Here is an 18,023-nt window from a genome sequence, read left to right as displayed (position 1 = left end):
CGTGGCTCATGGTTTCACGTGAAACATGAAGGTAGTGAGGTTGAGGGTGATGGCGCCTTCCGGGTCTCAGTCGAGGGAAATGACCACCGAACGCCGCGGTTCCGCTCCCTCCGAGTAGGACCTAACCCCATCAGTCTTCGCCACCGCGTCGTGCACCACCTTGCGGTCGACCGCGTTCATGGGCTCGAGCATGACCTCTCCCCCCTCGTCCAGCACCTGCTCGGCCAGCTGGCCTGCGTAGATTCTGAGCGCCTGGCGACGTTTCTCGCCGTAGCCGGCGATGTCGAGCCGCAAGCGGCAACCGCGAGCCGTCTTACGCTGCACGATCGTCCTCGTCAGCTCGTGGACGGCGTGCATGATGGAAGCCTTCGGGCCTATCAGCGCCTGGGTCTGCTCGCCCGTTATATCGGCGCGCACCAACTTTCCGTCGAATCCGGAATCGACGTCACCCTCCAGCCCGAACTCCTTCAGAAGGCCGTCCAAGAACTCCCGAACCACCTCGGCCTGCTCGGCGCCCAAGGTCTCGCCAGCTTTACCGTCACCCGCCACCGCTTCGACCTCTCCTTCTGCCCTTCGGCCTTTACCCGCCTGCTGTTTCCTACCGCGGCCGGACTGTGCGCCTCCGCCGGGTCTGCCGCCCGCCTTCCGATTCGCCTGCCGGCTCTTCGCCTTAGCGGCTCCTCCTCCGGCCTTGGTGCGACCCTTCGACGGGACACTCCTCTCAGAACCTGGTTTGCGCGATGCCTTCCTCTTCCTATGCCTGCCACGACCGGGCCGGCCCTTGCGTCCCCGGGTCTTCGGTTTGACCCGTACGATGGCATCCTGCCTCCCGATACCGAGGAATCCCGGCTTCGGGTCCTGCAGCACCTTGACCTCCGCCCGTTCGGCATCTTGGATACCGAGTTCTTCGAGAGCGGCCTGAACGGCCAGTTCAACGGATGCGCCTTTGACCTCGACCCACTCCACCATCGATCTACCTTCTCCTCCGTCTGCGTTGTTTCTTGGTTGAGCCCTGCGGGCGGGGCGGTTTCGTGCCGTTATCGGGCTTGCCTTCGTCGGGCTCCTTCGTTGCCGGCTTCCCGCCGTCCGGAGTGCCGGGGCGCCCGTCGATCTTGAAGATCAGCAACTGCTGGCCGGTCCGGAAAACGTTACTGGTGGCGAAGTAGAGGTTGAGTCCTGACGGCCAGATATACGAAATCACACCGAACATCAACGGCAAGATCTTCGTCATCCGCTGAACAGCCTCTGCCTGTGGATTACTCACATTAGATTGCTTCGGAGGGCTCAACAACTTCTGTTGCAGGTAACCGGTAAGTATCACGAACCCGACCAGCAGCAGGTAGGGAACCGTGGCCACTGCGAACAGCCCTTGCGAGCTCACCACCTCGGACGGGGCGAGGTCGAGATCCATCGTCAGGAACCGCAGCGCGCCTTCGGACGCCGCCACCAGCAGCTCCGAGTCCGACGGCAGGCTGTTGGCCGGATCCCGCAGCACCCGGAACAGCGCGAACCAGACCGGCATCTGCACCAGCAGGGGGAGCACGCATCCGAAGGGGCTGACACCTCGCTCGCGATAGAGCTCCATGACCTTCTGGTTGATCGTCTCCTGGTCGCCCTTGTACTCCCTCCGGAGCCGCTCCATCTCCGGCTGGATCTCCTGCATCGCCCGGGTCGACCGGACCTGCTTGAGAGTGAGCGGGAATACCAACAGGTTGACAACGATGGTAAGGCCTATAATGGCAATGCCATAGTTGGGAACGAGATCGTAGAAAAAGGAAAGGATAGTACCGAGAAGGGCCTGAAGACCGTTCCATATCTCGCTCACCGGCTGATCGCCCTTCTATCAGGAACCGGATCGTATCCTCCCGGAGACCAGGGATGGCATCGGCCGAGGCGCTTCAGCCCGAACCAGGCACCCCGCCAGAACCCGTGCTCGCCGAGCGCCTCGTAGGTGTAGCGGGAACACGAGGGGAGGAAGCGGCACGAACTCGGGATCATCGGCCCGATAGTGTGCTGCCATACGCGGATGAGGCCCTGACCCGCCATGGCCGGCAGCCTCGCCGCCGAGCCCGCCGGCTCCGATGGCCTCACCGCGTCCTCGAACCTGGGAACGTGGACGAGACCGCGTCCCGAACCCATCCGCGTAGCTCTCGGAAGGGCGCCGTGGCCACGACCGGCGTGGCTATGACCACGTAGTCGGTCGCCGGCGCGGGCGTCACCTCGCGCCATACCGCCCGAAGGCGCCGCTTGGCCCGGTTCCGCACCACCGCGCCGCCGACCCGGCGGCTCACCACCAGACCGATCCTCGGCTGACCACCAGACCGCGGGTGGGCGACCAGCGTGATGCCACCCCGCCGGATCCACCGGCCCCGGCGTAGCACCTCATTGAACGCCCCCGTGCCGCTCAGGCGTCGGAACCGACCGAGGCGACCGGTCGAATCCGGAAAGGAGGGTCCGGGGGACACGGAGGGAGCCGTGCTCGGCGCGGTCGTCATTCGTGAATCTTCTCTCTCGCGGTCGGTGTGCCGGCCCTTACCGGGCTATACCCAAGGAATGTGTGGCTTGAGCGGCTCCCCGGCCGCCCACTCGTATCGCGGCGGGTCACCCACCTGCTCAGGCGGAGAGCCGCTGGCGGCCCTTCTGGCGCCGTCTACTCAGGATGGCGCGGCCCTGGCGCGTTCGGATACGATGCCGGAACCCGTGCTTGCGCTTTCTGCGGCGATTGTTCGGTTGGTAAGTGCGCTTCATTCGGGGTCCCTTATCGGACAACCCGGGAACGGTGCCCGGTGTGGGGAAACGGCGTGCCCGGTCAGGGCCGGGGCCTGCCGACACTTCCTTGAGGTCTCGCAAGAATAAGGGCATCCTGTCCGTTTTGCAAAGATGATCCGGACACGGCGCCTGCCCGCTGCTACGGGCGCCTGACGCACTGCATCCTGTTCTCCAAGAACGCGAAATAATCCCGCCAGAACGGCAAAAACTCCACAGGGAACTACCTCGCGCTCGGACATGCATCCACTTACCTGGCTGACATGGTGTTATGCCGCCGCGTCGCCTCGCAGCCAGGCCTTCCCCGGATGGATTTCGGCTCGTGCAGCGCGGGATGCGGCGACGTAGGATGACGTCCTGCCGGGCTCACCCGATCCCACATCCCCAGGGGGGTCTTCCGTGCGCAGCAACTGGAGCTCGGCCACCAGACCAAGTGGAGTATTGCCGGGCACGGGATGGAGCGGCGTGGCCAGCCCCATGCCCTGTTATCCACATCTGTGGACAGTGCTGTAGGTAACCGCACCCCGTACACCCCGCCGGGCGGAGGAATACTTGTCTAAGCCCGAACTCGCGCAGCATGATCCCGACTTCTCATCCGCCTTGAGAACCCGGGTCGGACCGGAGGGCTGGAAGAAGTGGTTCACCTCCGTACGCCACGAAGTCGTGGAGGAGACCCTCTACCTGGTAGCGCCGTCCGATTTCCACATCCGATGGCTCCGCACCAACTACCAGACCACGATCGACGAGGTGGCGGCCGCCACGTTCGGACCGCAGACCGTGATCGAGTACCTCATCACCGACCGGCCCGACGTCACCGAAGAGCCATCCCCGGCGCCCGATCGGCTCGGTGACCGCGCACCGGAGGAAGCACCGGCGACTAACCGCAACCAGGCGCCGGCCCACCCCCCCAAGTTCCTCAGCAAGTACGTCTTCGACACATTCGTTGCCGGCCAATCCAACCAACTCGCCCTGGCAGCGGCCAAACGGGTCTCCGAAGGCCCCGGCCAGAACTACAACCCGCTGTTCATCTACGGCGGCGCCGGCCTGGGCAAGACCCATCTCCTCCATGCCATCGGCCACTACACCCGCACCCACCTGCCGACCGCGACCGTCCGTTACATGACCTCCGAGAACTTCTTCAACGAGTTCGTGGACGGCATCCGGACCAGACGGATGGACTCCTTCAAGCATCGCTACCGGACCATCGACGTGCTCCTGCTCGACGACATCCAGTTCTTCGAGGGCAAGGAGCAGGTACTCGAGGAGGTGTTCCACACCTTCAACACACTCCACGAGCTGGGTCACCAGATGGTTCTGTCCTGCGACCGGCCGCCCAAGGACCTCGGTATCGCGGACCGGCTCCGATCCCGCTTCCAGTGGGGCCTGCTGGCCGACATCGGCCCACCCGACCTCGAGACCCGCCTGGCGATCCTGCGTCGCAACGCTACGGACTACGCCTCGACCCCCGTGCCCGACGAGGTGCTCGAGTTCATCGCCCGCCACGTCACGGACAACATCCGAGAACTCGAGGGAGCACTCACCCGGGTTACCGCCTGCGCCGCCCTCACCGACCAGAAGATCTCCGTAGAGCTGGCCCGCTCGGAGCTTCGCGGTCTCATACCCGACCCGGCAACCACGCCACCGTCGGGTCCGGAGATACTTGAAGTCACGGCCGCCACGTACGGCCATGATCTTGCCGACCTCCAAGGCCCCAGCCGGGTGCAGCCGCTCGCCACCCACCGGCAAATTGCGATGTACCTCTGCCGGGAGCTCACCGACCTGTCGCTTCCCAAGATCGGCAAGGTTCTCGGAGGACGCGACCACACCACGGTCATGCATGGCATCAACAAGATCAAGAAGCTTCTCACCAAGGATCCGGAGTTGGCGCGGCAGATCTCACACCTGTCCGGAATCCTGTGGAAAAGATGAGGGTCTTCCCCAGGCGCCCACTCTGCTCGAGCGGACCTGGGTATAAGATCGGCGATAATCCCCCGATTGCCTGACGTACCCGGCCGCACGATGAGCAGTCACCCATCAATGCCAGCGAGGTCACGAAGCCGGCCCTCTGACCTGGGATGTCAGTTGCCGCGGTCGGCCTGCCGGGTAGCTTTGCCGCCCGCGACAGGCCGGCTTGGATGGATATCTATCCACATTCCACAGGGCCTACTACCACTTCTGGTAGAGAAAATAAGAAACTAGTAGTCGAGACCGGGAAGGATCTAGCAGTGCATATCCGAGCTGATCGGGATGATCTGGCCGAGGCATTCGGTCGCGCGAACCGGGGTGCGGGAGTCAAGACGGCTCTCCCCACGCTCCAGGGAGTTCGTTGCCAGGCCGAGGACGGACAACTTGAAATCACCGGAAGCGACACGGAGGTCACGATCCGGACCTCCGCGAAGGTGGAGGTCCTCGAACCGGGCGCGTTTCTGGTCCCGGGCCGCGTGATGACCGACGCTATCCGGAAAATGCCCGAGGGAGCGGTGTCGGTGCGTCTGGAGGACGGGGCGGTCGAGTTGTCCGGCAATGGACCGACGTTCACGATCCGGGTGCTGGCGCTGGAGGACTATCCGAAGCTACCCGAGCCCGACTTGGCGGGAGCGGTCGAGGTCGACGGGAACCTGCTGGTGGAGGCGCTCTCTCAGGTGCTCGTGGCGGCCTCCAACGACGCGTCCCGGCCGATCCTCACGGGTGTTCTGATGGAGAACTACGAGGAGGGCTTGCGGCTCGTGGCAACCGACAGCTACCGCCTGGCGATCCGCAACCTACCCGGGCTGCAAGTCGGGGATGCGGCGCTGATTCCGGCGCGAGGGCTCAAGGAGTTGGCGCGGACCGTGGCCGCCGAGCAGGTCCGGGTGGCGATCCGCGAGCGGGAGGTCGTCTTCGCGTCCGACCGGGGTTCGTTGAGTATCCGCCTGATCGAAGGCACGTTCCCCAACTACCGGCAGTTGCTGCCGGACGATTACCCGGCCGCGGTGGAGTTCGACAAGGAGCGGATACTGGAGGCGGTGGGCCGGGCCGCAGTGGTGGCGGACGATCATATTCCGGTGCGGTTGAACATCACGCCGGACGCGGTTGAGATGTCGGTGAGCCGGAACGATCTGGGTGGGGAGGTCGAGATGCTCGAGGCCACCGTCAGCGGTGACCTCGACGAGCTGAACATCGCCTTCAACGCCCGGTACCTCCACGACGGGATCTCGGCGGTGCCCGGCCCCGTGATCCGGATGGAGGTGAAGGACAGCAACCGGCCCAGCATCATCAGGGCTGACGGGGGCCGTAGCTTCCGCTACCTGCTGATGCCCGTGCGCGTCTGAGGGCGCCGCGGCTCGACGAGGCGCCCCGCCGTGAGGCTTTCCTGGCTGGAGGTCTCCGACTTCCGTAGCTATCGGCGCATGCGCTGGGTGCCGGATCCGAGGATCAACGTGGTGGTGGGTCGTAACGCGTCCGGCAAGACCAATCTCCTGGAGGCAGTGGGCTACCTGGCCTCTCTGCGGTCCTTCCGGGGGATTCCGGATGCCGCCCTGATCCGGACGGGCGCGGAGCGGTCGGTCCTCCGGGGGGAGGTGGTGACGCCGGACAGGACCACCCGGATCGAGGTGGAGCTGCCGAGGGCCGGTCGTCGCCGTGCTCAGGTCAACGGAACCCGGTTGGCCCGTCTGGCCGACCTGGTGGGGGAGGTGCGCATGGTTACCTTCCTGCCGGATGATCTGGACCTGATCAAGCGGGGTCCCTCCCGGCGGAGGGACCTGCTCGACTCGGTGGCGGTCCAGCTGTGGCCCGGTGCGTACCGCGACCAGCTGGAATACGAGCGAGCCCTCCGCCAGCGGAACATGTTGCTCAAGCAGATGGGTCGCCGGACCGATCCGATTACGTTGGAGGTCTGGGACGAGCGGCTCAGCCGAGCGGGCGCGCGGGTCATGGCTCGCCGCCGGGCCGTGGTGGATGCCATCGAGGACCGATCCGGCTCCGCTTACCGGGCGCTGGCGGGCGATGACACCAGGGTGCGGATCGACTACCGGTCGGGGTGGGGCGCCGCGGCCGCCTCGGACCGGCCTGGCTGGGAGGCGGCCCTCCGGGCGGCCCTTTGCGAGGCCCGGCCCGCCGATGTCGAGCGGCGGGTCTCGACGGTGGGGCTCCACCGCGACGATGTGAAGCTGCTCCTCGACGACCGGGACTCGCGGATCCAGGCCAGCCAGGGCGAGCAGCGGACCCTCACCCTTGCCCTCCGCCTGGCATCCCACCGGGCGGTGGAGCAGTCGGTGGGCCGACCCCCGCTGCTCCTGCTGGATGACATCTTCTCGGAGCTCGACACCGAGCGCTCGGCGGCGCTCGCCCGATCGTTACCTGCCGCCCAGACCTTCATCTCGACAGCTCGGGACGAGGACGTCCCCCTGCCGGCCGGCCGCCGCTGGCGCCTCGAGAATGGGATCCTGGGATGACCGAACGTTGGTCGCCCGACCAGGTGGAGGAGGCACTGGCATCTTTCGACGGCGCCGAGTCCCGAGCCCTGCGCATCCTCCGGGAAATCCAGGAGCTCGAGCGCAGCCATCAGAGGCGGAAGGCGAAGCAGGCCGGCGAGATGGTGTCGTTCGGAGACCTGATCCAGACCATCCTGGCCGGCCTCGGGGTGGCCGACCTGGACCGGGTTCAGGAGCTCGAAGAGCGCTGGGAGGAGGTGGCGGGCCCACAATGGGGTTCCAATTCGGTCCCGGTGGTGGTATCTAACGGGGAGCTGTTGGTAGAAGCCTCTGACCCGCGGCTGGTCCGCATGCTCCGGCACGACGCCGAGCGGCTCGTGCTACGTATCGCGGAGCGCTTCGGCAGGTCCTTCGTGACCTCCGTGCGGGTGGTCGGACCACCGTGGCGGAGGGGGTGGTGAGGAGTGAGCGCGCCCATGGGAGCCAGTTTGTATAAACCCGCAGGTCACACGCTATTTCTAAGCGGCTTGAAGATTGGCTTTGAGTCCAGGGTCGGGTACAATCCGATGACGGTGGACGAGTCCCACCGGCCCGCTTGCGCGGCCCTCCGCACGACCAAGGACTGCATGTGACCCTGGACCGACCCTCGAGCTATGGCGCGAGCGATATCAAGGTGTTGCCGGGTATCGAGGCGGTCCGCCACCGGCCCGGCATGTACATCGGCACCACCGGCCCTCGGGGTCTCCACCACCTCGTCTGGGAAGTGGTGGACAACTCGGTCGACGAGGCCATGGCCGGCTTCGCCACCACCATCGACGTGGTGCTGGAGGCGGACGGAAGCTGCCGCGTGTCCGACGACGGTCGCGGCATCCCGGTGGCGCAGCACACCCAGACCCGGAAGTCGGCGCTCACGACGGTGCTCACCACCCTGCACGCCGGAGGCAAGTTCGAGGAGGGCGCCTACACCGTCTCGGGAGGCCTCCACGGGGTGGGCATATCGGTGGTGAACGCCCTCTCCAGCCGGTTCGTGGCCGAAGTGGTGCGAGACGGCTTCCACTGGTCGCAGTCATTCGCGCGCGGCAAGGCGACCGGGCCGCTGGCGAAGGGCCGCCCGGCCCGCAAGACCGGCACCACCATCACCTTCTGGCCCGACCCCGAAGTGTTCACCGATACGGTCGATTTCAAGTACGCCACGGTGGCGCAGCGGCTCCGGGAGCTGGCCTTCCTCAACAAGGGGCTCCGCGTGAGCATGGTGGACAGGCGGGATGGCGGCCGCTCGGACACCTTCTGCTACGAGGGCGGTCTGCGGGACTTCATCCTCCACCTCAACAGCCGTCGCGAGGCCCTGCACGGGCGGATCCTCTACCTGGAGGACGAGGCGCCCGAGGCGGAGCTGCAGGTCGCTCTCCAGTGGACCAACTCGTTCAACGAGAACCTGATCAGCTTCGCCAACAACATCAACACCCACGAAGGCGGGACCCATGAGGAAGGCTTCCGCACCGCCCTCACGAAGGCCGTCAACGAATTCGCCCGCTCCAAGAACCTGCTCAAGGACAAGGATCGCAACCTGACCGGCGAGGACGTGCGGGAAGGCCTGACCGCGGTGGTCTCGGTGAAGGTGCGCAACCCTCAGTTCGAGGGGCAGACCAAGACCAAGCTCGGCAACACCGAGATACGCAGCTACGTACAGAAGTCGCTCAACCGGATGCTGCCGGAGTGGTTGGAGCGCTACTCGCCGGACGCCCGGCGGATCGTGGAGAAGGCCCGCCAGGCGCAGCACGCCCGCGAGGCGGCCCGCAAGGCCCGCGACGTGATCAGGCGCAAGTCGTTGCTCGCGTCCTCACGGTTGCCCGGCAAGCTGGTGGACTGCTCATCTGGCAATCCCGAAATCGCCGAGATGTTCATCGTGGAGGGGGATTCGGCGGCGGGTCCGGCGAAGAACGGGCGGGACTCCAAGTTCCAGGCGGTGCTGCCGATCAGGGGCAAGATCCTGAACGTGGAGAAGGCCCGTCTGGCCAGGGCACTGCACAACAAGGAGATACAGGCGCTAATCACCGCGATCGGCACCGGTATCGGGGAGGACTTCGAGATCGGCAAGGCGCGGTACCACAAGGTCATCCTGCTGACGGACGCCGACGTGGACGGCGCCCACATCCGGACCCTCCTGCTGACCTTCTTCTTTCGCCACATGCGCCCCCTCATCGAAGCGGGCTACGTGTACATCGCCGTGCCTCCCCTGTACCGGGTCAAGGTCGGGCGGCGGGTCAGGTACCTGGCCGACGACGCCGAACTGGAGGCCTTCAAGGAGTCCCATCCGAAGGCCCGGCCCACGCGGTTCAAGGGGCTCGGGGAGATGAACGACTCCGAGCTGGGGGACACCGCTCTCCATCCCGATACCCGGACGCTGGTTCAAGTGAACATGGAGGACGCGGCGGAGGCCGACCACGTCTTCTCGACCTTGATGGGCGGTGACGTGGCCGCTCGCAAGGAGTTCATCCAGCAGAACGCCGGCGACGTCCGGTTCCTGGATATCTGAGCGGGAGGAAACGTACCGTGCCGGAACTCGAGATGAGCGGCGCCGCCCCCCTGCTGGCGGTCGATATAAACGACGAGATGTCCAAGTCCTTCGTGGACTACGCCATGTCCGTGATCGTGTCACGGGCGCTCCCCGATGTGCGGGACGGGCTCAAGCCGGTTCAGAGGCGGATCATCTATGCCATGGACGACATGGGGGTGGGCCCACGGAGCTCACACCGCAAGTCGGCGACGGTGGTGGGGGAGGTGATCGGTAAGTACCACCCGCACTCCAACGACGCCATCTACGACGCCCTGGTCAGGATGGGTCAGTCCTTCTCGCTCCGGTATCCACTCATCGATCCGCAGGGCAACTTCGGCACGACTGACGATCCGCCGGCGGCGATGCGCTACACGGAGTGCAGGCTGGCCCAGCTGGCCGCGGTGCTGCTCGACGGTATCGACGAGGACACGGTCGACTTCGCCGACAACTTCGACGGGTCCGAGCAGGAGCCGGTCGTGCTCCCTGCCCGCTTCCCCAACCTGCTGGTGAACGGCTCGCAGGGCATCGCGGTGGGCATGGCCACCAACATCCCGCCCCACAACCTGCAGGAGGTCATCGACGCCTGCCTGTTCGGGCTGGAGAACCCGGATGCCGGTCCCGAGGAGTACCTGTCGATCGTCAAGGGCCCCGACTTCCCGACCGGCGGCTACGTGATCGGGACCAAGGGAGTGAAGGACGCGCTGGTATCGGGGCGGGGCTCGGTCCGGATGCGGGCGGTTACCGACGTCGAGCCGATCCGTAGAAACCGCACCGCCATCGTCGTCACCGAGTTGCCCTACCAGGTGAGCCAGGATCGGGTCATGGCGCGGATAGCCACCCTTGTCCAGCAGAAGACCCTCGAGGGTATCTCCGACCTACGCAACGAGTCGTCCGCCCGCGTGGGCGTGCGGCTTGTCATCGAGCTCAAGAAAGATGTCAACCCCAAGGTCGTGCTGAACAACCTGTTCAAGCACACCAACCTGGAGGAGAACTTCGGCGTCAACACGGTGGCCCTGGTGGACGGGGTACCGCGCACCCTCAATATCGCGGAGATGGTGCAGTACTTCCTCGATCACCAGATGGAGGTGATCGAGCGCCGCACCCGCTTCCGCCTGGCGCGTGCGCAGGCCCGCGCTCACGTCCTCGAGGGGCTGATCGTGGCGGTTGACAACATCGACGAGGTGATTGCGTTGATCCGGGGGAGCGAGGACACCGTCTCGGCCCGGTCCGCTCTCATGGACCGCTTCCCGCTCTCGGAGATACAGGCCCGAGCCATCCTGGACATGGCCCTGCGGCGCCTTACCTCGCTGGAGACCACCAAGCTGCGGAACGAACACGCCGACCTGATGCGGCTGACCGCCGAGCTGTCTGCCATCCTGGCCAGCCCTGTCCGCCGCCGGCGGATCATCGCCGATGAGCTCTCGGCCACCCGCAAGGCCCACGGGAACGCTCGCCGTACCCAGGTCATGCCGGCCGAGTCAGAGCTGTCCCTCGAGGACCTGATCGCCGACGAAGAGCTCATCGTCACGGTGTCGGCCAAGGGATACGTCAAGTCAGTGGCGGCCAGCGCGTACCGGGCACAGGGCCGGGGCGGGAAGGGGGTCAAGGCGGCGGCGCTACGCGGCGACGACTTCCTGACCCATGTGATCCATACCACCGCCCACTCCTACCTCCTCTTCTTCACCAACCGGGGACGGGTCTACCGGGTCCGGGCGCACGAGATTCCCCGCAAGGCCCGTACCGCCAGAGGGGTCCTCGCCCACAGCGTGCTGCCGCTGGATCCCCAGGAGCGCATCGAGGCGATCGTGGACACCCGCGACTACGAGTCCTACCGCTACATGGTGATGGTGACCCGGAAGGGGAAGGTCAAGCGCACCGCCTTCCGGGAGTACGACAGCCGCTACGCCCGGCTGGTGGCGATCCGGCTCGCCGATGACGATGAGGTGGTGACCGTTCATTCCACCGACGGCAAGAGCGACCTGCTTCTCTTCACCCGCCGCGGAATGGGGATTCGCTTTTCCGAGGACGATGTTCGCGCCCGGGGCAGGGCCACCCAGGGAGTCATCGGGATCCGCCTCAATCCGGGGGACGAGGTGGTGGGAGCAGCCGCCACGCTGGAGGGCGACGACGTCCTGTTGCTGACCTCCGGAGGTTTCGGCAAGCGCGTGCGGGCGGCGCTGTTCAGGTGCCAGGCCCGGGCCGGCAAGGGCATCAAGGCCATGAAGCTCACCAAGGTACGGGGTGAGGTGGTGGGCGCCCGAGCGGTTGTCGAGGGGAGCCAGGTGATGATCGTCTCGACCGGTGGTGTCGCCATCCGCACGGCTACGGACTCGATCAGCCGCCAGAGCCGGGTGGCCAGCGGCGTCAAGGTGATGAACCTGCCCGGCGGGGCCAGTGTCAGCAGCTTCGCTCCCGTTCCCATGGACACGAGCCTCTCCCCAGACGCGAAGTGACGGAGGCGAGATTGGGGGCGTGGTCCGCCCCGCCCACCACGCAACGCCGGGTTCGCCGGATCCTCCGCAAGTTCGATCCGTGGACGGTGATGAAGGTGTCCGCGGTCCTGTCCGCGCTGGCCGCGCTCGGCCTGGTCCTGCTGTCGGTGATGCTCTGGGCGGTGATCTCCCGGCTTCAGCTGGTCTCCGCCTTCGACGAGGCCGCCGCACGGGTGGCGCTGATCGATCCCGACGAGTCGCTCTTCAAGGCGGGCGGCGAATACCTGCGCGGCATGATCCTGCTGGCGGCCAGCTGGATGGCCGGAACCACCGCCACGCTGACGGTGGGCGCAGTGCTGTACAACCTGCTGGCGGACCTGGTGGGGGGGATCGAGTTCACGGTGCTGGAGGAGGTGCCGGTGGATACCTCCGGGCGGCACGAGCCCAGGGGGCGACCAGTCCCGGGAGGGATTTGATGGCGACCGTGCGGCGGGTGCGGCGGGTCATCCGCAAGTTCGATCCGTGGACGGTGTTCAAGGTGTCGCTCCTGTTGCATGTGGTGTTCGCAGCCGCCACCCTGATCGGCCTGCTCCTCATGTGGTCCCTGGTGGAGCGAGCCGGGATTCCCGCCTCGCTCGACCGGTTCCTGATCACCATCAGCCTGGTTGACGAGGGCTCGGTGTTCTTCGACAACGGAAGCCGGTTCATCCGGGTGGCGATCTTCTTCTCCGTGGTATTCGGGGCGGCGATGACTCTGCTGTCCACGCTGGCGGCGGTGTTCTACAACCTGACCTCCGACGTGGTGGGCGGCGTGGAGGTGGTCATGCTGGAGGAGACCTTGCAGGTGCCGGCGCCCCCGATACCCGCCTCGCCGGATCCCGTCCCGGAGATGTCACCCGAGGACTCCGCCGAGATGCCCACCCTCGCCGGCTGACCGCAGCCGGCGCGTCCCCGTCGATGACGGGTCTGGTTCCTTAACCTTCGCTCGTCGCCTGCCGCACCGCTGGTCGGACGGCTAGGCGGCGATGAACCGTGCGACCTGCATGCCGGCGTCCTGGGCGAGGCTCACGAAGACCCCGCCGGGATCGCCGGGCCCGCCGGCGCCGCCCGGGTAGGCGCCCCGAGCGGCAGCGAGTATGGCCGCTCCGAAGCACACCGCATCGAGGAATCTCCCCTCGTCCGCAACGCCGCTGACCAGGGATCCATCCCCCTCGGCGTCACCGAACTCGAGATCGACCCGGACCGCTCGCCATGCCGTGTCGGTGGGAGCCGGGCAGCAGGCCACATCCGGCCAGGGAAGGGGGTTCTCCCCCCAGCCGGCCCACAGGGACCCGACCGGCTCGGGAAAGGTCACCGCCCGCCCGGCCCGGAGCGGACGGCCCGCCACGGTCCAGGCCAGGCGAGCCTTGACCGGTTCGGCCGATCGGGGAAGCATCGACATCGCCAGCGCGCCGGCGAGGCCGGCCCCGCTCGCGGCTCCGCCGACGATCGTGGAGTCCTGGCCGGCGGCGAAGCGAGGCGGCAGGCCGGCGGCGACCACGACCGGAAGGCCCAGAGCGCATGCCTCCTCGACCAGCGGGCGGGAGGCGCCGGTCACGGCTTCCACGGCGAGCACGTCCCAGCCCGCCACCGAGCCAGGGGGCTTGCCGGCGTCCGGGCGGGTGTCGAGTAGGCCGACCTCGACACCGGGGTCGGCCTGGAGCACCCGAATCACCCGGTTGCTCCGGTCGCCTTCCGTTTGGAGAGCGATCCGGTGGGTCACTGATGGCGCGCGATCGGCTGCCAGGTACCCGGTTTGGCGGGAGGCCTCTCGTAGGGCGAAGTGCGCAACTTCCATGAGGCGAGCGCAGCGGCGGCTGTCGCCAGCAGGGCTATCACAAGAAGCGTTCGGAACTTCATGGCCGGAGAGTCTACGAGTCGCCGTTTCCTAGTTGCCAGTCGCTGGCGGGATTCGAACGAAGGGGTTGAAAACGTCACACCCTTGACATACGTTGGTGGTTGCCAAGCACCACCACCGGCTGAAGGCTTTCATCGATCGGATCGGCCGGCCCGGAGGGAACATACAAGGCTCATGGAGCGATCCGCCGATCCCGGCAGCTAGCCGGGGCATGGTCGGCCACGCTCCGGACCACGGTGGCGGCGGCGGGGGAGGGCCCGGTGCGGTGCCCCGGCTTGGCGCGATTTTCGCGTTCTTTCGCGCCCGGGCACTGGAACGGGGGTTTCCATCATCCTGATCAGGCATCGCGGCCTGCCACAATCTCGCGGTGTGGACTCATCCCTGAGGGCCGATCTCGTCGCCCGCCTTGCCGCCGCCGGGGATCCTGACCGGGCGGAGGGCCAGCAGCGATACATGAAGTCGGAACTTCCCTTTCACGGGGTACGGGTTCCGGAGGTGCGGCGCCTGGCCGGGGCGGTCGTACGGGATCATCCGCTGGCCGGCCCCGATGCCTGGGAGGAGACCGTCCTCGGCGTATGGCGGGCGGCCACCCATCGGGAGCAGCGCTACGGGGCCATCGAGCTGGCCTACGCCCGGCCCTACCGCAGGTGGCTGCGGCCCGACCGCCTTGCGATGGTGGAGGAGATGATCGTCACGGGCGCATGGTGGGACTACGTGGACCAGCTGGCCGGCAAGCACATGGGCCACCTGCTTGCTGAGCACCCGGAGGATGTCCGCCCGGTCCTGCTCGCGTGGGCGGAGGACGACGACATATGGCGGCGCCGGACCGCGATCCTGGCCCAGCTGCGGTTCAGGGACCGCACCGACCCAGGCTTCCTGTTCGCCGCGATCGAGCCCTCCCTAGCTCGCAAGGAGTTCTTCCTGCGCAAGGCGATCGGATGGGCGCTGCGGGAATACTCCAAGACCAGCCCGGACGCGGTAACCCGCTACGTGGAGGCCAACCGCCGGCGGCTCTCCCCCCTCAGCAGGCGCGAGGCCATGAAGGCGCTTGACCGTAGCTAGCGTGTTCGCGCTTCTGTAGGGCGTTGTGGATGATGGCGAGCCTGTCGGTATCGGGCGAATATGCGTCGGTGGGATCGGTCTATCTTGAGGGTTTCGCTGTCGGCGCCGCTCCCTGGCGTAGTCTGGGGTAGCACTGCCACCACCACACCAGAATTCCTTATTACCAACACTTGCAAGATAGACTCATAGCAACTTCAATTAGGAAGAAGGCAACGTTAGGACCCCCGGTGCAAGAGCCAGCTGAAGACGCATCGAACGACCACCACGAGCACGGGCACGACCATGATCACGATCACGGGCCGGCTCGAGGACACCAGGACCACCATGACCATGGGCACGACCATGATCACGATCACGGGCCGGCTCGAGGACACCAGGACCACCATGACCATGGGCACGACCATGATCACGATCACGGGCCGGCTCGAGGACACCAGGACCACCATGACCATGGGCACGACCACCACGATCACCATGACCATGGGCACGATCACCATGAGCACGGGCACGACCATGATCACGATCACGCGCCGGCTTCAGGAGTGCTCGCCAGGTTGAAGCACCTTGTTGTGCCTCACTCGCACGACCACACTGAGACGATCCGGTCGGCCGACGAGTCGAGCGAAGAGGGGATACGGGCCGCATGGATCGGGCTGGCCGGCATGATGGCAACCGCGGCGGCACAGGTAGTGATCGTTGCCCTGTCAGGTTCGATCGCATTGCTGGCTGACACCATCCACAACCTTGGCCATGCCGCTACGACGATCCCGTTGATCGTGGCGTTTCGCATGGGCCGCTGGCGAGCTACCAGGCGATACACGTACGGCTACCGGCGAGCCGAGGACCTCGTCGGGCTGTTCATCGGGTTGATCATCCTGGTAAGCGCGGCGATTATCATCTGGGAGTCCGTCGACGCCTTGATCAACCCCCGCGTGGTGACCAATCTCTGGTGGGTGTTCGCGGCAGGGATTGTCGGTTTTCTCGGGAACGAGATCGTGGCTGTCTATCGGATCCGCGCTGGTCGACGGATTGGCTCTGCGGCGCTGATTGCTGAGGGCCAGCACGCACGAGCGGATGGACTGACATCAATCGCAGTTGCGGTCGGCATGGTCGGAGTCTGGCTCGGCTTCCCCCAGGCCGACCCGATCGTGGGATTCCTGATCGCGATTGCGATTATTGGAATACTCGTATCGGCCATGCGTACCGTGGTGAGGCGGCTGATGGACGGTGTCGATGAGGGCTTGATTGACGACGTCACCGCCGCAGCCAATGAAACGCCCGGCGTGGTGGCGGTGGACTCGGTGCGCGCCAGGTGGTCAGGCCATCGGATGTCGGGGGATATCGCGATCCAGATCGACTCGGCGCAGACAGTGCTTCAGGGCCACCGAATCGCCGAAGAGGTCGAACACGGCGTACTTCATGCGGTGCCCAATATGGACAGCGTTGTGGTCCATTTGCATCCTGCGGTCTCGGCAGATGAGGCGTCGAGTCTGCATGAGCTCTCGGGCCACCACGCCAGTCGCGAAGCCAGGGAGGCCTACATGGCACGCCAGGCGTCCCAGAGGCTCGCTCCGACCGGCGACTGAGTCAGCGCTGCAGACGGATTGCGCCCGGAGCTAGTTAATCGTGGTCACTCTGCGTTGCGGCGGCGTGCTCTGGACCGCCATCGACGCCTCTGGCTGCGTCCTGCCTCCTCAACGTACCCTGCGGGTACGCCTTCGTCAGCAGTCCTTGCCATAGACGCCGCTGGCGGCGCCAGACCCCACCGCCGCCCCGCAGACCGACCACGGGGACCCGCCATAACTAGCGAGCGCGCATAGCGTGAACACGTCCTAGCTTGATCGTGCCGCAATCGAGGACCCGTAATTCGCCCAATGGACGACCCGGCCGGGTAATCGATGATCTCTAGACGGGGTCGAAGTTGACCGTGAGGCCCTCGTAGATGCGGTCGTAGTAGCCCCCACCATCCAGATAATCGGGATTCCACGACTTCGCTCCGGAGAGCTCCCTCCGGTAGATGAACGGTGATCGATGCAGCCTCTCCCGGTGGAACCGCCCATCGGGACCGGACGGGATATCGGTTCCGTCCCCGTACAGCAAGAGGCCGTCATCGGCATACACCTCGTGTTGGGGGTCGACATCGCGGTACTCATGGCTGGCGTTGATCAGCTTGTGCCCGAGTTCATGGGCGACGGTCTTCCAGGACCGGGCCCTCGACAGATTGGTGAGGGTGATGACACCCCGCAGGTGGCGAGGGATCGCGTCCCGGTGCGAGTAGCCGGGGAAGGAGAGGGCGTTCGTGGCGATGGTCTTCAATTGCCAGGTACGTTCGTCGAGCTGGTCATGGAAAGAGATGAAGACGTCCTCGAGGACCACGAGGTGTATCCGGCGATCATGCTCCGGTCCGTTGCCGATCACGCTCTCGAACACCGCCAGCGCAGTGGAGGACAGCCGGGACGGACGCTTCTGTCGCTCCACGTACAGGTTGGCGTAGCGACCGCCGGGCATTTCCGAGCCCGGCGACTCCGCGTGGATGGCGAGCAGTTCCGGGTCGACGTGCCCGGTCCGCACCGAGACGAGGGCCAACTGAATGCCCACGACGCCGAAGATCCGTCGGGCCTCGAGCACGCCGTCGATCACCGTCTCGAGATCCACTTTCCGCCGGTGGGCCGGTTCCAGGTTCGAGGGATAGAAGATGCCTATGTCCACGGTGGCCCGGCCGTCCTCCAAGCCGGCGTTCAAAGACTCCAGGTCGATCGGAACCGGGAGTCCCCACTCGGATCCGTCCCCCGCGCTGTCCTCGGTCTGTGTAAGTTGGCCGCCATGAACGGACATGGGTTTCCTCGTTCCTGCATACGAGAGCTTCGGCGCAATCCTACGGCGGGCCGGGCTCC

General features: G+C 66.1%; 18 protein-coding genes. 10 read left to right on the top strand and 8 right to left on the bottom strand.

Going from position 1 to position 18,023, the window contains the following annotated elements; genetic code table 11:
• Positions 1–66 precede the first annotated feature (66 nt).
• The 5 genes from jag to rpmH form a co-directional block, all read right to left on the bottom strand.
• Positions 67–969 carry an RNA-binding cell elongation regulator Jag/EloR gene (jag, locus tag ACOQPD_RS10255; RefSeq protein WP_420611865.1) on the bottom strand — a complete coding sequence of 301 codons (903 nt, stop codon included), beginning with the start codon at positions 967–969 and terminating at the stop codon, positions 67–69.
• Positions 970–973: 4 nt separating this feature from the next.
• Positions 974–1,825 carry a YidC/Oxa1 family membrane protein insertase gene (locus ACOQPD_RS10250; RefSeq protein ID WP_420611864.1) on the bottom strand — a complete coding sequence of 284 codons (852 nt, stop codon included), beginning with the start codon at positions 1,823–1,825 and terminating at the stop codon, positions 974–976.
• Complete coding sequence (yidD, locus tag ACOQPD_RS10245) at positions 1,822–2,046, bottom strand: membrane protein insertion efficiency factor YidD (RefSeq protein ID WP_420611863.1); 225 nt, start codon at positions 2,044–2,046, stop codon at positions 1,822–1,824. Before yidD ends, ACOQPD_RS10250 begins: the two co-directional genes overlap by 4 nt.
• A gap of 41 nt (positions 2,047–2,087) precedes the next feature.
• Positions 2,088–2,495, bottom strand: a complete 408-nt coding sequence (gene rnpA / locus ACOQPD_RS10240; protein ID WP_420611862.1) for a ribonuclease P protein component — start codon at positions 2,493–2,495, stop codon at positions 2,088–2,090.
• A 118-nt stretch (positions 2,496–2,613) separates the two neighbouring features.
• Complete coding sequence (gene rpmH / locus ACOQPD_RS10235) at positions 2,614–2,748, bottom strand: 50S ribosomal protein L34 (protein WP_420611861.1); 135 nt, start codon at positions 2,746–2,748, stop codon at positions 2,614–2,616.
• Between the two features lie 570 nt (positions 2,749–3,318).
• Between rpmH and dnaA the strand changes: the two genes are divergently transcribed.
• The 8 genes from dnaA (at position 3,319) to ACOQPD_RS10195 (ending at position 13,104) form a co-directional block, all read left to right on the top strand.
• The gene (gene dnaA / locus ACOQPD_RS10230; RefSeq protein WP_420611860.1) at positions 3,319–4,695 is read left to right on the top strand and encodes a chromosomal replication initiator protein DnaA; all 1,377 of its coding nucleotides are present in this window, start codon (positions 3,319–3,321) and stop codon (positions 4,693–4,695) included.
• Between the two features lie 296 nt (positions 4,696–4,991).
• Positions 4,992–6,077, top strand: a complete 1,086-nt coding sequence (dnaN, locus tag ACOQPD_RS10225) for a DNA polymerase III subunit beta (protein WP_420611859.1) — start codon at positions 4,992–4,994, stop codon at positions 6,075–6,077.
• A 30-nt stretch (positions 6,078–6,107) separates the two neighbouring features.
• The gene (recF, locus tag ACOQPD_RS10220) at positions 6,108–7,202 is read left to right on the top strand and encodes a DNA replication/repair protein RecF (RefSeq protein WP_420611858.1); all 1,095 of its coding nucleotides are present in this window, start codon (positions 6,108–6,110) and stop codon (positions 7,200–7,202) included.
• Positions 7,199–7,642, top strand: coding sequence for a DUF721 domain-containing protein (locus ACOQPD_RS10215; protein ID WP_420611857.1), 444 nt, complete (start codon positions 7,199–7,201; stop codon positions 7,640–7,642). The genes recF and ACOQPD_RS10215 overlap by 4 nt, the downstream gene beginning before the upstream one ends.
• 167 nt (positions 7,643–7,809) lie before the next feature.
• The gene (gene gyrB, locus ACOQPD_RS10210) at positions 7,810–9,717 is read left to right on the top strand and encodes a DNA topoisomerase (ATP-hydrolyzing) subunit B (RefSeq protein ID WP_420611856.1); all 1,908 of its coding nucleotides are present in this window, start codon (positions 7,810–7,812) and stop codon (positions 9,715–9,717) included.
• Positions 9,718–9,734: 17 nt separating this feature from the next.
• The gene (gene gyrA / locus ACOQPD_RS10205) at positions 9,735–12,191 is read left to right on the top strand and encodes a DNA gyrase subunit A (protein WP_420611855.1); all 2,457 of its coding nucleotides are present in this window, start codon (positions 9,735–9,737) and stop codon (positions 12,189–12,191) included.
• An 11-nt stretch (positions 12,192–12,202) separates the two neighbouring features.
• Complete coding sequence (locus tag ACOQPD_RS10200) at positions 12,203–12,646, top strand: DUF3566 domain-containing protein (protein ID WP_420611854.1); 444 nt, start codon at positions 12,203–12,205, stop codon at positions 12,644–12,646.
• On the top strand, positions 12,646–13,104 hold the full coding sequence (locus ACOQPD_RS10195) for a DUF3566 domain-containing protein (protein ID WP_420611853.1): 459 nt from the start codon (positions 12,646–12,648) through the stop codon (positions 13,102–13,104). Before ACOQPD_RS10200 ends, ACOQPD_RS10195 begins: the two co-directional genes overlap by 1 nt.
• Before the next feature lie 81 nt (positions 13,105–13,185).
• On the opposite strand, the gene ACOQPD_RS10190 is transcribed toward ACOQPD_RS10195, so the two are convergent.
• Positions 13,186–13,884, bottom strand: coding sequence for a hypothetical protein (locus tag ACOQPD_RS10190; RefSeq protein ID WP_420611852.1), 699 nt, complete (start codon positions 13,882–13,884; stop codon positions 13,186–13,188).
• Positions 13,885–14,436: 552 nt separating this feature from the next.
• On the opposite strand from ACOQPD_RS10190, the gene ACOQPD_RS10185 reads away from it, so the two are divergent.
• The gene (locus ACOQPD_RS10185) at positions 14,437–15,129 is read left to right on the top strand and encodes a DNA alkylation repair protein (RefSeq protein ID WP_420611851.1); all 693 of its coding nucleotides are present in this window, start codon (positions 14,437–14,439) and stop codon (positions 15,127–15,129) included.
• A 215-nt stretch (positions 15,130–15,344) separates the two neighbouring features.
• Here ACOQPD_RS10185 and ACOQPD_RS10180 read toward each other — a convergent pair whose 3' ends face one another.
• Positions 15,345–15,656, bottom strand: a complete 312-nt coding sequence (locus ACOQPD_RS10180; RefSeq protein WP_420611850.1) for a hypothetical protein — start codon at positions 15,654–15,656, stop codon at positions 15,345–15,347.
• A 27-nt stretch (positions 15,657–15,683) separates the two neighbouring features.
• Between ACOQPD_RS10180 and ACOQPD_RS10175 the strand changes: the two genes are divergently transcribed.
• Entirely contained in the window at positions 15,684–16,715 is a 1,032-nt protein-coding gene (locus tag ACOQPD_RS10175) for a cation diffusion facilitator family transporter (RefSeq protein WP_420611848.1), read from the top strand.
• A 319-nt stretch (positions 16,716–17,034) separates the two neighbouring features.
• On the opposite strand, the gene ACOQPD_RS10170 is transcribed toward ACOQPD_RS10175, so the two are convergent.
• Entirely contained in the window at positions 17,035–17,964 is a 930-nt protein-coding gene (locus tag ACOQPD_RS10170) for a hypothetical protein (RefSeq protein ID WP_420611847.1), read from the bottom strand.
• Positions 17,965–18,023 lie beyond the last annotated feature (59 nt).

This window comes from Candidatus Spongiisocius sp. (assembly GCF_965221825.1).
GTDB lineage: Bacteria > Actinomycetota > Acidimicrobiia > Spongiisociales > Spongiisociaceae > Spongiisocius.
The sequence above is the reverse complement of the archived record's forward strand: the minus strand, read 5'-3'. Positions and strand labels throughout refer to the sequence as shown.

What these genes read in the sequence shown, in the direction of transcription:
- jag (WP_420611865.1), bottom strand. Translation starts at nt 969, where the DNA reads ATGGTGGAGTGGGTCGAGGTCAAAGGCGCATCCGTTGAACTGGCCGTT.
- yidD (WP_420611863.1), bottom strand. Translation starts at nt 2,046, where the DNA reads ATGGCGGGTCAGGGCCTCATCCGCGTATGGCAGCACACTATCGGGCCG.
- rnpA (WP_420611862.1), bottom strand. Translation starts at nt 2,495, where the DNA reads ATGACGACCGCGCCGAGCACGGCTCCCTCCGTGTCCCCCGGACCCTCC.
- rpmH (WP_420611861.1), bottom strand. Translation starts at nt 2,748, where the DNA reads ATGAAGCGCACTTACCAACCGAACAATCGCCGCAGAAAGCGCAAGCAC.
- ACOQPD_RS10215 (WP_420611857.1), top strand. Translation starts at nt 7,199, where the DNA reads ATGACCGAACGTTGGTCGCCCGACCAGGTGGAGGAGGCACTGGCATCT.
- ACOQPD_RS10195 (WP_420611853.1), top strand. Translation starts at nt 12,646, where the DNA reads ATGGCGACCGTGCGGCGGGTGCGGCGGGTCATCCGCAAGTTCGATCCG.
- ACOQPD_RS10170 (WP_420611847.1), bottom strand. Translation starts at nt 17,964, where the DNA reads ATGTCCGTTCATGGCGGCCAACTTACACAGACCGAGGACAGCGCGGGG.